At 47.9% G+C, this 13782-nt stretch carries 13 protein-coding genes and 3 tRNA genes; 12 read left to right on the top strand and 4 right to left on the bottom strand.

Features of this window, described 5'->3' with window-relative positions:
* The 3 genes from N7387_RS15995 to efeB are packed head-to-tail and all read left to right on the top strand — an operon-like array spanning position 1 to position 3015.
* Positions 1 to 840: an FTR1 family protein gene (locus N7387_RS15995; protein WP_262860572.1), complete on the top strand. Its 840-nt coding sequence runs from the start codon at positions 1 to 3 to the stop codon at positions 838 to 840.
* Complete coding sequence (locus N7387_RS16000; RefSeq protein WP_279800243.1) at positions 830 to 1729, top strand: EfeM/EfeO family lipoprotein; 900 nt, start codon at positions 830 to 832, stop codon at positions 1727 to 1729. The genes N7387_RS15995 and N7387_RS16000 overlap by 11 nt, the downstream gene beginning before the upstream one ends.
* Complete coding sequence (gene efeB, locus N7387_RS16005; RefSeq protein WP_279800244.1) at positions 1726 to 3015, top strand: iron uptake transporter deferrochelatase/peroxidase subunit; 1290 nt, start codon at positions 1726 to 1728, stop codon at positions 3013 to 3015. The genes N7387_RS16000 and efeB overlap by 4 nt, the downstream gene beginning before the upstream one ends.
* A gap of 37 nt (positions 3016 to 3052) precedes the next feature.
* Here the strand turns inward: efeB and fabG are convergent, their stop codons facing one another.
* On the bottom strand, positions 3053 to 3808 hold the full coding sequence (fabG, locus tag N7387_RS16010; RefSeq protein ID WP_279800245.1) for a 3-oxoacyl-ACP reductase FabG: 756 nt from the start codon (positions 3806 to 3808) through the stop codon (positions 3053 to 3055).
* A 1330-nt stretch (positions 3809 to 5138) separates the two neighbouring features.
* On the opposite strand from fabG, the gene tdcB reads away from it, so the two are divergent.
* From tdcB to N7387_RS16055, 9 genes are all read left to right on the top strand, one after another.
* On the top strand, positions 5139 to 6125 hold the full coding sequence (tdcB, locus tag N7387_RS16015; RefSeq protein ID WP_004240287.1) for a bifunctional threonine ammonia-lyase/L-serine ammonia-lyase TdcB: 987 nt from the start codon (positions 5139 to 5141) through the stop codon (positions 6123 to 6125).
* 32 nt (positions 6126 to 6157) lie between these two features.
* Entirely contained in the window at positions 6158 to 7486 is a 1329-nt protein-coding gene (gene tdcC, locus N7387_RS16020) for a threonine/serine transporter TdcC (protein WP_279800246.1), read from the top strand.
* Between the two features lie 146 nt (positions 7487 to 7632).
* Complete coding sequence (locus N7387_RS16025; protein WP_025152907.1) at positions 7633 to 8253, top strand: nitroreductase family protein; 621 nt, start codon at positions 7633 to 7635, stop codon at positions 8251 to 8253.
* Positions 8254 to 8469: 216 nt separating this feature from the next.
* Positions 8470 to 9159, top strand: coding sequence for a response regulator (locus N7387_RS16030; protein WP_025152908.1), 690 nt, complete (start codon positions 8470 to 8472; stop codon positions 9157 to 9159).
* A gap of 52 nt (positions 9160 to 9211) precedes the next feature.
* On the top strand, positions 9212 to 11044 hold the full coding sequence (gene uvrC / locus N7387_RS16035) for an excinuclease ABC subunit UvrC (RefSeq protein WP_279800281.1): 1833 nt from the start codon (positions 9212 to 9214) through the stop codon (positions 11042 to 11044).
* Between the two features lie 209 nt (positions 11045 to 11253).
* Positions 11254 to 11802 carry a CDP-diacylglycerol--glycerol-3-phosphate 3-phosphatidyltransferase gene (gene pgsA, locus N7387_RS16040; RefSeq protein ID WP_025152910.1) on the top strand — a complete coding sequence of 183 codons (549 nt, stop codon included), beginning with the start codon at positions 11254 to 11256 and terminating at the stop codon, positions 11800 to 11802.
* Between the two features lie 142 nt (positions 11803 to 11944).
* A tRNA-Gly gene (locus tag N7387_RS16045) sits at positions 11945 to 12020 on the top strand.
* Position 12021: 1 nt separating this feature from the next.
* Positions 12022 to 12095: transfer RNA gene (locus N7387_RS16050), tRNA-Cys, on the top strand.
* A gap of 6 nt (positions 12096 to 12101) precedes the next feature.
* A tRNA-Leu gene (locus N7387_RS16055) sits at positions 12102 to 12188 on the top strand.
* A gap of 145 nt (positions 12189 to 12333) precedes the next feature.
* On the opposite strand, the gene N7387_RS16060 is transcribed toward N7387_RS16055, so the two are convergent.
* Genes N7387_RS16060 through N7387_RS16070 form a run of 3 tightly spaced genes read right to left on the bottom strand, consistent with a single transcriptional unit; the run spans position 12334 to position 13728 of the window.
* Positions 12334 to 13347, bottom strand: a complete 1014-nt coding sequence (locus N7387_RS16060) for a tyrosine-type recombinase/integrase (RefSeq protein ID WP_279800247.1) — start codon at positions 13345 to 13347, stop codon at positions 12334 to 12336.
* A complete protein-coding gene (locus tag N7387_RS16065) occupies positions 13347 to 13565 on the bottom strand; it encodes a DUF4224 domain-containing protein (protein ID WP_046894825.1) in 219 nt (72 codons plus the stop codon). The genes N7387_RS16060 and N7387_RS16065 overlap by 1 nt, the downstream gene beginning before the upstream one ends.
* On the bottom strand, positions 13549 to 13728 hold the full coding sequence (locus tag N7387_RS16070) for a hypothetical protein (protein WP_279800248.1): 180 nt from the start codon (positions 13726 to 13728) through the stop codon (positions 13549 to 13551). The genes N7387_RS16065 and N7387_RS16070 overlap by 17 nt, the downstream gene beginning before the upstream one ends.
* Positions 13729 to 13782 lie beyond the last annotated feature (54 nt).

Raw genomic sequence — 13782 nt, forward strand, 5'->3', positions numbered from 1 at the left:
ATGGGACAGGTTCTTTTTGTCGTCTGGCGTGAAAGCTTTGAAGCTCTGCTGGTGGTCGGCATCATTTATGCGTGGATAAAACAACACCCGGATGCCGCCGCAGGGCGCCGCTATCTCTGGGGTGGTGTGGCACTGGGTGTTGCGCTGTCGCTCTTTCTCGCACTGCTTATCTATGGCGTGTTTAATGTGCTGGATGACAGCGGTCAGACGTACTTTATGATTGGCATGTCGCTGTTCGCGGCAGTCCTGATTGTGCAGATGGTGTACTGGATGCAGCAACACAGTGCATCACTGAAATCCGGCATTGAGCAGGAGATGAATGACAGCGCCCGGCAGCACTCCTGGTGGGGTGCGTTGTTTATTGTGGCGATCGCAATAGCCCGTGAAGGTAGTGAAATAGTGGTGTTCCTCTCCGGTATTGTGATGGGACTGAATGCGGACACCCTGTGGTCATTTACCGGGGAAGTCGTGGCCGGTATCGCCGTGGCGGCACTGACGTTGTGGCTGTTTCTGTTCACCTACCGGAAAATTGCCTGGAAATGGTTTTTCCGCATCACCGGTATTGTGCTGTTGTTCCTGGCCTGTTCTCTGCTGCTCAAAGGAACGGAAGAAATCGTCAACCTGCTGACCGAGCATGATATCGAACTGAATGACTTCCTTATCTATCCGCTGTGGGATACCACGAACTGGCTGGATGACACCAGCACCACCGGCAGCTTCCTGGCCAGCCTGTTCGGTTATCGCGCCCAGCCTATTGGCCTGAGTGTTATTACTTTTGTGGTGTACTGGCTGGTGATTATTGCGCTGTTCTGCCGCAAAGGAAAAAAACATGCGGATTAACCGGACAGCCATACTGGTTCTGACATCACTGCTGCTCAGCGCTCCCGGCTATGCGGAAAAATACCGAGCAGGTAATCCGGATACCGGCAGTGATGTGGTGATCGCCAAAGGGGATATTCCGTCACCGGAAATATTTCGTCCGGTTGTGGCGGATTATATGACGATGATGGGGAAACAAACGGCAGCGGCTGAACATCAGCTGTTGCTGTTACAAAAAGCACTGGCTGCCGGAGATATGGCAGCCGCACGGCAGGCTTATATTCAGGCACATTATGATTATGAGATTATCCGCGCGGCAGTGGTGGTTTTCGGTCATGCTGACAGAGTGATTAATCCTCACGCCGGGTATTTTCTCAGCCGCGAGCAGGATCCGAAATTTACCGGGTTTCACCGCATCGAATATGCGCTGTTTGCACAAAATGATCCCGCTGCCGCACAGGACGCGACAGCAGATCTGCTGCGCAATATTAATGACCTGAAACAACGGATCGCCGTGGAAACGCTGCCGGCGGCAAAACTGGTGCAGTCAGCGGATGACAGTATTGAGCTGATTCTCAGCACGAAACTGAGCGGTGATGAAAACCGTTACAGCCGTTCAGATCTGTCAGATATCGCTGCTAATATTGAGGGCGCGAGGCGCATTGTCAGCGGGCTGGCGCCGTTATTATCCGCAAAAACCAATGAGACACTCAGAAAACAGTTTGCCGGGCCGGATGCGGTCATGGCCCGTTACCGGGATACCCGGGGGCAGTATGCAGAATATGAAAAACTGACAGCAGAAGACAAACAGCAACTGTATGCCGATCTGACTCTGCTGGCGGAATCGCTGGCACAACTGCGTGCAGAACTGAAAATAGATGTGTATTACAAATACCGGAATGAACCATGAAAGATGGCAAAGTGAAACTGACTGAGACAGAAGAGTCTGTCAGCCTCAGCAAACGAAATACCCTGAAATGGCTGGGGGCAGGGAGTGTCCTGTTATCCGGCGGGTTACCGGCCTTTTCTGCCGCTGCCGCACCGGCGGCGTGTGATAACAGCGCCCGGCTGCGGGAAATTCCGTATCTCGGCAAACATCAGGCCGGGGTTATCACGCCGGAGCAGAAAGAAGCCATTTTTCTGTCACTGAACCTGACGGTGAAAACACTGGATGAGGTTGAGGATGTTTTCCGGCGGCTGACCGGCTGTATTGCGGAACTGACCCGCAACCGGCAGGCAGCGGCACCGGGCGATGACAGAATGCCGCCTGCGGAATCCGGTATTCTCGGTACGGCACTGACGGCTGATGCGCTGACGGTCACGGTTTCTCTCGGCCATTCCCTGTTTGATGAGCGCTTCGGTTTATCGCCACTGAAACCACAAAAATTTACGGCTATGACGGCGTTTCCGAATGACCGGCTTGATCCGGCATGGTGCGGCGGGGATATCCTGCTGCAGTTTTGTGCCAACAGCCGTGAAACGGTGATTTATGCATTGCGTGAAGTATTACGCCGTCTCTCCGGTCGGGTGGCACCGTTGTGGAAAATTGACGGTTTTCTGCCCGCACGGGATATTGAATGCCGCACAACACCGGTTAACCTGTTTGGCTTTAAAGATGGTACCGGCAATGCTGATGCCGGTGATGATGCCCTGATGAACGATCTTATCTGGATCACCGGCCGGGAACCCGCCTGGGCGGAAAACGGCAGTTATCAGGCCGTGCGTCTTATCCGTTTTGAACTGGAATTTTGGGATCGGACGCCGCTGGAAGATCAGGAAAATGATTTTGGCCGTCACAAAGCCAGCGGAGCGCCGATGGGGAAAGTGCATGAGCACGATGATCCGGATTTTAAGCAGGATCCGCACGGTGACCGGGTTTTATTTGATTCCCACATGCGCCGCGCAGAGCCCCGCTCCACAGAGAGACACGTTGCCAAACTGCGCCGCCGCAGTTACAGCTACTCGCTGGGGCTCACTCCGTCCGGACAGCTGGATATGGGGCTGGTCTTTATCTCCTTCCAGAAAGACCTGAAAAAAGGCTTTATTGATACCCAGAAACGGCTGAACGGCGAACCGCTTGAGCGTTACATCAAACCGTTTGGCGGCGGATATTATCTGGTATTACCGGGTATTACCTCAGAGAAAAGCTATCTGGGCGAGACACTGATTACTGCTGCGAGAGAGCAGGGCAGATAAGAGGATACCGGGCGGTATCCTCACCCGTGCTGTTTTATCAGAGCAGTGCTTCCGGGGATTCCGGTAAAATCTGGCCGCCGTCAATAATGATGGTCTGTCCGGTGATGTATTTAGCTTCATCGGAGGCAAGGAACGCCGCTGCATAACCGATATCTTCCGGCTCACCGAGCGTGTGTGTCGGAATTGTGGCGCGCATCTGGTCCAGATAGGTTTCACCCTGTGCTTTCAGTCCTTCAGTCAGGATATTGCCCGGCTGGACTGCGTTAATGGTGATCCCGAGGCGGGCATATTCCAGTGCGGCACTGCGCATGAAGCCGAGCTGCGCGGCTTTGCTTGCGCCGTAATGGCTCCAGCCCGGAAAGCCGGTGACCGGGCCGGTAATGGAAGACGTAATTACGATCCGGCCATGTTTTTGTTCTTCCATCACAGCCAGCGCGGCCTGAACCAGGAAAAACATTCCCTTCACATTCACCTTCTGCATGGTATCCCAGTCCTGCTCCGTCATGGATTTGATGGTGCACTGCGGGAAAATACCCGTATTTGAGCAGAGGATATCCAGACGACCGTACTTTTCTCTGACCTTACTGACGACTGCACGACACTGAGACTGAGAGGTCACATCCAGTGCTATAAAGTCTGTTCCCAGCTCTGCAGCGGTAGCACTACCGGTTTTTTCATCAATATCGGCAATAATAATGGTGGCACCGCCCTTTTTCAGCGCAGTAACGATGCCGCGCCCGATCCCTTTGGCGCCGCCGGAAACTACCGCAATTTTACCTGTCAAGTCGAACATATGCATTCTCCTGTTTACCGGGGTTAACACTTAAGTCGTAAATCATTACACCATGACTGTCCCGGAATACAATGGCAAAGCCGCCATGATTGATGAAGTATGAGGACAGTCACACCGGTTAGTTTGAGTCACACGAGCAGTGTGTTGTAACAGATAATTGTACTGATACCGCAGAAAACCATTCTTATGACTGAATCGATTTTAGAAAAATAACATTTTCTTCGGTTTTAATGCGGAGCGGCGCAGGGTTTGCCATAGGGCTGGTTATTATTACAGTAAACGAAACAGACTGATTTTGACGCGATTTGAAGAATAAATCACTAATACACCGCCTGTAGTTGGCTTATGTTGATATTAGAGGCTATTCCCACAGTCAAAAACCGGCTATTTTCGTCCCGGGTAAAATAAAAGAAAGAAAATAGGTTATAAAAAAACAGGTGGGTATCATTTTTTGATTATTAAAAAATGCATTTAGCAAATTTATATTTTCTTCTGTTTAATTTTGGTTTAAAGATGACAGATAAATAAAGTTGTCACAAATTAGAGATATATTTAATTAATCGCTAGGTTAAAAAAAATACAGATTCAGGCCAAAAAAACAGCCATTTAGCTGTTTCCTAAAGTGAACACTTTTTCGGGCTGTCAGGCAAAAAAACGTTACGATTTATGTCATGCAAATGTAACATCACGGCGATAAATGGGAATTATTAACATGTAAACAAATTATTTGATGATTTTTTGTTCTGATTTGCTCCGGGTAAGTATTCGGCGATAATGCATACAGACGAACTGAACATGTTACGATCTACCATAAATCAGGCGTGTATCGGATGATAATTAGTCAAATTCATAATAAACAAATGGATATGATTTTTTTAGTGATTTATATCACATCGCATTTTAAGGATTGTTAAAAAAATCAGGATATTTTGCTGTGAGATGGGGCCTTAGTAAGATTAATTTTTGTCAAAATACCTGTGCTTTTTTACGTGTTCGGATCATTCACATGCCTTTTTATGCAGTTATTTCTTTACAAAAAGACAACATAAACAACAAAAAACGGAAAACAGATCGCCATGTGCAACGGGGAGGTAAACTAATCGCCCGAATTTAACAAATTATCAACATTAAGGCATTTTCATTTAACTTGAAATGAAATATAAAACATTAAAAAAGACAGAAAAGCGAAAGAAGTTTGGATTGGATCACACGTTGAGAAAGTTTTTCGGGAATATTTTAAAAATATGATTTGAAATACAGTTGTTTTTAAATTTGTCGGTATAGTTAGACTCAATTTTAATATATATAAAAAGATAGGACGAGGTTTGTCATGATTACATACGATCTTCCGGTAACCATTAAAGATATCATTGATGCACAAAAAACCATCAGAGGACATGTCTACAAAACGGGTATGCCGAAGTCCAACTATTTAAGTGAAAAGTGCAACGGCACAATCCACTTAAAATTTGAAAACATGCAGCGCACAGGTTCATTCAAACTCCGTGGTGCATTTAACAAGTTAAGTTCGCTGACACCAGAAGAAAGAGCACAGGGTATCGTTGCCTGCTCAGCCGGTAACCATGCTCAGGGCGTTTCTTTATCCTGCGCTATGTTAGGTATCAACGGCAAAGTTGTTATGCCTACCGGGGCACCAAAATCCAAAATTGCAGCAACCTCCGATTACTCAGCGGAAGTTGTTCTGCACGGTAATAACTTCAATGACACCATTGCTAAAGCAAGAGAAATCATTGAGCAGGAAGGCCGTATCTTTATCCCGCCATACGATGATGAAAAAGTGATCGCAGGCCAGGGGACTATTGGTCTGGAAATCCTTGAAGATCTGTACGATGTCGATAACGTTATCGTTCCAATCGGCGGCGGCGGTCTGATTGCCGGTGTTGCGGTGGCTCTGAAATCCATCAACCCGACTATTAATGTGATCGGTGTCCAATCTGAAAACGTTCATGGTATGGAAGCATCATACCGTGCTGGTAAAATCACGACCCATCGTGATGCCGGTACTGTGGCAGATGGTTGCGATGTTTCGACGCCGGGCAGTATCACGTATGATATCGTGAAAGAGCTGGTGACAGACATCATTCTGGTAACAGAAGAAGAAATCCGCGAAAGCATGATTGCGTTAATTCAGCGCAACAAAGTCGTGACCGAAGGTGCCGGTGCACTGGCGTCTGCTGCGATTCTGAGCGGAAAACTGAAAAAATATATTGAACATAAGAAGACAGTCAGCATCATTTCCGGCGGGAACATTGACCTGACTCGTATCTCTGAAATTATTGGTACCCACGAAAAATAATATTTGCATAGTCTTTTAAAAGGAAAAGCAACATGAGTACTGACAAAACCCAGATTCCGGCTGAGTATAAAAGCTGGCGTAAATCGGACACGACCTGGACACTCGGTCTGTTCGGTACTGCTATAGGTGCAGGGGTACTATTCTTCCCGATTCGTGCCGGTTACGGTGGTTTGATCCCGATTCTGATCATGCTGGTTCTGGCATATCCGATTGCGTTCTTATGTCACCGTGCATTAGCCCGTTTATGTCTGTCAGGCAGCAATCCGTCAGGCGATATCACAGAAACCGTTGAAGAACACTTTGGTAAAGGCGGTGGTGTTGTCATCACGTTCCTGTACTTCTTCGCAATCTGTCCGCTGCTGTGGATCTACGGCGTAACTATTACCAATACCTTTATGGCATTCTGGGAACAGCAGCTGGGTCTGATGCCGCTGAACCGTGGTGTGGTTGCTCTGGTTCTGCTGTTAGCCATGGCTATCATTATTTACTTCGGTAAAGACCTGATGGTCCGTGTCATGAGCTACCTGGTGTTCCCGTTCATTGCCAGCCTGGTACTGTTATCTCTGGCGCTGATCCCTTACTGGAACTCAGCGGTATTTGATACTGTGAATGCAGACAGCTTCCAGCTGTTCGGTCACAGCGGTATCCTGGTAACCGTATGGCTGGGTATTTCTATCATGGTGTTCTCTTTCAACTTCTCACCAATCGTCTCTTCTTTCGTGGTATCAAAACGTGAAGAGTATGAAGCGGCGTGCGGTAAAGATTTCACCGAGCAGAAAGTGAACAAAATCATCTCCCGTGCCGGTTTACTGATGGTGGGTGTGGTTATGTTCTTCGCATTCAGCTGCCTGTTCGCGCTGTCTCCGGCTAACATGGCTGAAGCGAAAGAGATGAACATCCCTGTTCTGACTTACCTGGCTTACCACTTCAACAACGTGGGCGGTGCTAACGGTACTCTGGCCTCTATCCTGGTCTGGGCTGCACCAATCATCGCACTGGTTGCCATCTTCAAATCTTTCTTCGGTCACTATCTGGGGACTCTGGAAGGTATGAACGGCCTGTTACTGAAATTTGCTTTCGGTGGCGACAAAAACAAAGTCAGCATTGGTAAACTGAACCTGATCTCCATGGTCTTCATCATGGGTTCGACCTGGGTTATCGCGTATCTCGACCCGAACATCCTGGATCTGATCGAAGCAATGGGTGCACCAATCATCGCATCTCTGCTGTGCTTACTGCCAATGTATGCGGTTAACCGTGTACCGGCTCTGAGCAAATACAAAGGTCAGGCATCTAACTACTTCGTTACCATCATCGGTCTGCTGACCATCGGTAACATCGTATTCAAACTGGTCGCGTAATTTTACTGACAGTTAATGACTGAAAACCTGCACTCACCGGAGTGCAGGTTTTTTTTGCGGCGTCATCTTCTCCCCGCATCCGGGGTAAAATTCATGCTATGGTAAAGACATCATCCGTATAATAAATGGAATAAACAGGAGCTTGTATGAATGTTATTGATGCTGTACGCCAGCGCAGAGCAACCAAGAAGTTTGATCCTGATTTTGTGATCCCGCTGAATGAAAAAAAAGCCTTGTTGTCACTGGCGATGGAAAATGCCCCGAGTGCCTTTAATCTTCAGCACTGGCGTCCGCTGCTGGTGGAAGATCCGGCACAACGCCGCAACATCCGCAAAGTGGGCTGGGATCAGCCGCAGATGACGGATGCTTCCATGCTGGTGATTTTATGCGGTGATATCGCGGCCTGGAGTTCCCGCACCCGTGAAATCTGGCATGATGCAGATCCGCTGGTGCGGGATTTTATGGTCAGTGCGGTTGATAACTACTATCGCGGTAAACCGGAAACCCAGCGTGATGAAATTATGCGCAGTGCCGGTATTTTTGCCCAGACCCTGATGCTGCTGGCAAAAGAGCAGGGATATGACAGCTGTCCGATGGACGGATTTGATTTTAATGCGGTGGCTGAAGTCATTGACCTGCCGGAAAACTATGAAATCTGCCTGATGGTGGCGATTGGCAAATCCGCCGGTGAGCCTTATCCGCGTACCGGTAAACTGCCTTTTGACCAGCTGGTCAGCATTGATCGTTTTCACCCTGACATGCCGTAACATTATCTGTTTGTCTCCGGCTGCTGTCTCCCGGCAGCCATCTCCTTTTATCCCTTATGTTTCTGTTGAATCATCACTGAAATCAATTTTTAACAACGAAATATATTTATAATATTCAGTCTGTTATATTAAAAATATCATTTTTATTAAATAACGGTTTAACTGGTGCTTGTATAATTTCGGTAAATTTATTGAAAATTCAGAAAGGAGTTCTGTGTGATTTCAGTATTAGTGGCAAATACGAATGAATTTTACCGTGCAGGGATTGGTGCCATTATCACGGCAACACAAGGTATGAAAATAGCAGGAGAGGTCAGGGACAGTGCCACTGCGGTGCGCTGGTGCCGTGATAATCATGCGGATGTGGCGCTGATTGATATCGGCTTTCCGGTGATGAGTGGCCTGGATGCCGCAAAAAAAATTACCCGCTATACCTCAGAAACTAAAGTGGTCATTCTGACAGATGAACACAGCCTGATTTCACCGTATAAAGTGATGAACAGTGGTGCAGCGGGGTATTTGTATCAGAACAGTGACAGTGAGGATTTACTGCACGCCATCCGGATTATCAGCCGGGGCCAGCGTTATGTGGCACCGGATATCGCCCAGCAGACCATTCTTGACACCCGCCTGCATGCACATGACAGCAACCCGCTGGATAAACTGAGCCACCAGGAGCGTCAGGTGATGGTCATGATAGCGCAGGGCATTAAAGTCACACAAATTGCTGACAAAATGTGTCTCAGCAGCAAGACGGTGAACAGTTATCGATATAGAATATTTAATAAGCTGAATATTGATGGTGATATTAAACTCACCCATCTGGCATTGCGCTACGGGCTGATCCACATTGACAGCGTGGTGCCATTCGTACCTGCGGAGGGCAGCAGGCGCGATACACGATGACTGAATTAACGCCGAAAACAGAGAGTTTGTATTCCGTATGGAAAAACCGGTTGTGACTGAATTTGATGCGAAAGCATTTTTAAAAACTGTAACCAGCCAGCCCGGAGTGTACCGGATGTATGATGCTGAAGGTACAGTGATTTATGTCGGGAAAGCCAAAGATCTGAAAAAACGGCTTTCCAGCTATTTCCGTACGCAGGTTTCGGGAAAAAAAACCGAGCAGCTGGTTAAAAACATTGCTCAGATAGATGTCACAGTGACGCACACGGAAACGGAGGCGTTACTGCTGGAACACACCTACATCAAAAAATATCAGCCGCGTTACAACGTGTTGTTGCGCGATGATAAATCCTATCCGTACATCTATCTGAGCAGCAATGACAAGCACCCGCGGCTGGCTGTTCACCGCGGGGCTAAACACGCCAAAGGGGAATACTTCGGGCCGTTTCCGAACGCCTATGCTGTGCGTGAAACGCTGGCGCTGATGCAAAAATTATTCCCCGTCCGTCAGTGTGAGGACAGCGTCTACCGCAACCGCTCCCGCCCGTGTCTGCAATACCAGATTGGCCGCTGTCTGGGGCCGTGTGTCAAAGGGCTGGTGAGTGATGAGGATTACGACAGAGAAGTGAACCTGGTCCGCCTGTTTCTGGAAGGTAAAGATCAGCAGGTGCTGACAGAACTGGTGGAAAAAATGGAGCAGGCCAGTCAGACACTGCGTTTTGAAGAGGCTGCCCGTTTGCGGGATCAGATTCAGGCTGTTCGCGCTGTTACTGAAAAACAGTTTGTCACCGGATCCGGTGATGACCTGGATGTCGTCGGTGTTTATTTTGATACCGGTCTGGCCTGTATTCATGTCCTGTTTATCCGCAACGGGCGGGTACAGGGAAGCCGCAGTTACTTCCCGAAAGTTCCGGCCGGTACGGAACCGGATGAAATTGTACAAACCTTTATCGGACAGTTCTATCTCCAGGGCAGTGAGAACCGTTCATTACCGGATGATATTCTGCTGGATTTCCCGTTACCGGAAAAAGAGATTATGGAGGAAACGCTGTCTCAGTTTGCCGGACGGCGGATCCTGATTCAGCCAAAACCGCGCGGTGACCGCGCCCGTTATCTGAAGCTGGCACACACCAATGCCGTTACCGCGCTGATGACAAAACGGGCGCAGCAATCCACTATTGCGACACGTATGAAAGCCCTGTCAGAGCTGACCGGCATTGAAGCCATTAACCGCATGGAATGTTTTGATATCAGCCATACCATGGGTGACCAGACAGTGGCTTCCTGTGTGGTTTTTGACAGCAACGGGCCGGTGAAATCGGAATACCGCCGTTACAATATCACCGGTATCACACCGGGGGATGACTATGCGGCGATGGATCAGGTACTGCACCGCCGTTACGGCAAACATATCGGTGACGAAAAAATCCCCGATATTATTTTTATCGACGGGGGCAAAGGTCAGCTCGGTAAAGCGATTGAAGCCTTTGCCGGCCTGGATGTGGACTGGGATAAAAACAGACCAAAACTGATCGGGGTAGCGAAGGGCAGTGACCGTAAAGCGGGGCTGGAAACCCTCTTTTTTGCTGCCTCGGGGGAAGGCATGGCATTGCCGCCGGACTCACCGGCGCTGCATGTGATCCAGCATATCCGTGATGAATCTCACAATCATGCGATCACCGGCCACCGGCAGCGCAGGGCAAAAGTTAAAAACACCAGTGCGCTGGAATCGATAGAAGGCATCGGGCCGAAACGGCGGCAAATGCTGCTCAAATACATGGGCGGGTTACAGCCGCTGCGTAACGCCAGTATTGATGAAATCGCCAAAGTCCCGACTATCTCGTATGCACTGGCGGAAAAAATTTACCATGCGCTTAAGCATTAATAAACAGGGCTTATCGGTGTGGCAAACGAGAGAATTTTTTCAATAACAGCGGTGAGTTATCCGTAACTGTGGTAGTATGGTGTTATCCGGTAGGATTGCGCAGAACCTGAAAATCACGCAACGTGCCCCGGAATCAGCGGGGCGGTAATATTGTGCCGGCAGATGCGCAAGCGGCTTTTTCATCTGACTTATAAAATAATGGCTCCGTTATGCGATTAAATATCCCTACATGGCTGACTCTGTTTCGCGTTATCCTGATACCGTTCTTTGTTCTTGCCTTCTATTTACCGTTCAGTTGGGCACCGGTTGTCAGCGCCGCTATTTTTGTCATTGCTGCGATGACAGACTGGTTTGATGGTTTCCTTGCCCGCCGTCTGAAGCAAACCACCCGTTTCGGGGCCTTTCTGGATCCTGTCGCGGATAAAGTGATGGTGGCGACCGCACTGGTACTGGTAACAGAAGATTATGCGAGCTGGTGGATAACACTGCCTGCCATCACAATGATTGCCCGTGAAATTATTATCTCATCACTGCGTGAATGGATGGCGGAGCTGGGCAAACGCAACAGCGTTGCCGTTTCCTGGATGGGTAAAGTCAAAACCACGGCACAAATGGTGGCGCTGGTGGGGCTCATCTGGAAGCCAAATGACCTGACGGAAATTGCGGCTTTCATCCTTTTCTACATTGCAATGATCCTGACTTTCTGGTCTATGTTCCAATATTTACGCGCTGCATGGGCGGATTTGAGTGAAGCCTGATCGATATGCTGTAAAAAACAGCGAACGATCATTTTTCATGAATTAAGCGGTTGACTCACAGCGTGAAATCAGTAGAATGCAACGCATCCGAACGACACAGCGGTTTACGAAAACAGATAAGTAAATCAGTAAGTTCAGAGATGCGGGAATAGCTCAGTTGGTAGAGCACGACCTTGCCAAGGTCGGGGTCGCGAGTTCGAGTCTCGTTTCCCGCTCCAGGGCGCGTTGGCAGAGTGGCCATGCAGCGGATTGCAAATCCGTGTACCTCGGTTCGACTCCGGGACGCGCCTCCATATTCAGCCCAGATGGTGAAATCGGTAGACACAAGGGATTTAAAATCCCTCGGCCGCAAGGCTGTGCGGGTTCAAGTCCCGCTCTGGGCACCATACAGAAATTCATTGATTTATCAGTGAGTTAGAGTTAAAAGAGAGCGACCTTTATGGTCGCTTTTTTTGTGACTAAAATCACGGTTCAGAATACTTTCAGAATATCCGTTCAGAATATAAATTTCATATATTGAATGAATATTCATCATTTCTGATTACCTACCACCGGAACAACCTGAATTTTTCTGTCATATCTTGCAGTCTGAGTGATGGTTTTGTGCCCAGATATTTTTTGTTTATCCTGCAGCGTTCCATCCAGATCCGATATCCCTTTCGCTTTTAAATCATGAAAAGTAAAATCAAATGAAATATCAGGATTATTAGCGGCTGCTATTTCTCTGGCTGCCTGCCATCTGCTGTTAAAACCATCACGGCTATATTTGCAACCATTTTTTTGGTGGAGGACATAAAGGCTTGGGATAGTCACAGTAAGCGGTAATTGCTTTGCCAGTTTGATCGCCTTTCTAAGTCTCTCTGACCATGCTTTGATTTGTTTTTTTCCTGTTTTTCCCTGCCTGATATAAATACCTTCATCCAGTAACTGCTCTTTTGTCAGTGTTAAAACGTCATGTTGACGTGCACAGCAAAGATAAGCTAATTCCATAGCGACCTGAATAATGGTTGGTGCTGACTGATATAATGCATTATATTCACGGTCCGTAATGTAGCGCTCTCTTGCCACTTCTTTAAATTGCTTAACTCCCTGACATGGATTGCTTTTTACTTTCCCTCTTTCATATCCCCATCGGAATACCCGGGACATAAATGTTTTTTCCCTGTTAGCCTGAGTGCGGCTATTAAGCCCCCGTTTGTCCATGTATTTTCTGATATGCTCAGGTTTTATGTTGTCTGGTTTCATTTTCCCGAAGACAGGTAGTACTTTGCGTGAGTATTTTGTATAGTCTTTTTGAGTTTCACCTGACAGATCCATGAAATCAACCGACTTGAAAAATTCTTCAACAAGTGAGGCGTATGTTTCTGTACACTTATCTTCATTTATTAGCTTTTCATAATGTGACCAAATGACAGATTTATCGCTGTCCAATGAACACAAGCGAATGGTACGACCATCCGGATGTTTAAATTCATAGGCTGAACGGCCTCTGTATACCCGCTTTGGCAGATGGTTATCTTTCGGGTCTTTACGTGTTCTTGCCATTACATAGCCCCGAAGTCAGGTTCTTCAGATACCGGTAATGCCTGCCGTTTAGCCAGCGGGCTGTTAAAATGCGCCCAGGTCGTTTTCGGGTATCCATCCGGCCGCTTTATAAAAAAGATACCGGCACGCTCCAGGGCTTCGCACTGTTTTGACGGGAATTGATAGCCGGTCAGTTCTATCATTTCGTCCGGGGTAATTACGTCACTCTCGTTTTTCATCTTGGTCTTGCCTTATCATCAATAAAATAAGAAGGTCGGCTGTATCGCATGCGCGTTTAACATCTGCCGGAGTGCATGGCCTGTTTTTTACACTCGCGGCCAAGCGGCCTAATTTAATATCAAAGTCGGTCAGTAATTGTTGTCCTGGTTGCCACGGTTCCATGATGTTTTCCCCTGTAATGGTATTGGCATCATGGTAATCACCGTGGCGGAATAA

The organism is Morganella sp. GD04133, from assembly GCF_029835375.1.
In the GTDB taxonomy this organism is placed as follows: Bacteria; Pseudomonadota; Gammaproteobacteria; order Enterobacterales; family Enterobacteriaceae; genus Morganella; species Morganella morganii_B.

Bases quoted from the DNA above. Each gene is read 5' to 3' on its own strand.
- N7387_RS15995 (WP_262860572.1), top strand. From the start codon at position 1: ATGGGACAGGTTCTTTTTGTCGTCTGGCGTGAAAGCTTTGAAGCTCTG.
- N7387_RS16065 (WP_046894825.1), bottom strand. From the start codon at position 13,565: ATGAAAAACGAGAGTGACGTAATTACCCCGGACGAAATGATAGAACTG.
- tdcB (WP_004240287.1), top strand. From the start codon at position 5,139: ATGATTACATACGATCTTCCGGTAACCATTAAAGATATCATTGATGCA.
- N7387_RS16060 (WP_279800247.1), bottom strand. From the start codon at position 13,347: ATGGCAAGAACACGTAAAGACCCGAAAGATAACCATCTGCCAAAGCGG.
- N7387_RS16070 (WP_279800248.1), bottom strand. From the start codon at position 13,728: ATGGAACCGTGGCAACCAGGACAACAATTACTGACCGACTTTGATATT.
- efeB (WP_279800244.1), top strand. From the start codon at position 1,726: ATGAAAGATGGCAAAGTGAAACTGACTGAGACAGAAGAGTCTGTCAGC.
- N7387_RS16000 (WP_279800243.1), top strand. From the start codon at position 830: ATGCGGATTAACCGGACAGCCATACTGGTTCTGACATCACTGCTGCTC.
- N7387_RS16025 (WP_025152907.1), top strand. From the start codon at position 7,633: ATGAATGTTATTGATGCTGTACGCCAGCGCAGAGCAACCAAGAAGTTT.
- tdcC (WP_279800246.1), top strand. From the start codon at position 6,158: ATGAGTACTGACAAAACCCAGATTCCGGCTGAGTATAAAAGCTGGCGT.
- pgsA (WP_025152910.1), top strand. From the start codon at position 11,254: ATGCGATTAAATATCCCTACATGGCTGACTCTGTTTCGCGTTATCCTG.
- fabG (WP_279800245.1), bottom strand. From the start codon at position 3,808: ATGTTCGACTTGACAGGTAAAATTGCGGTAGTTTCCGGCGGCGCCAAA.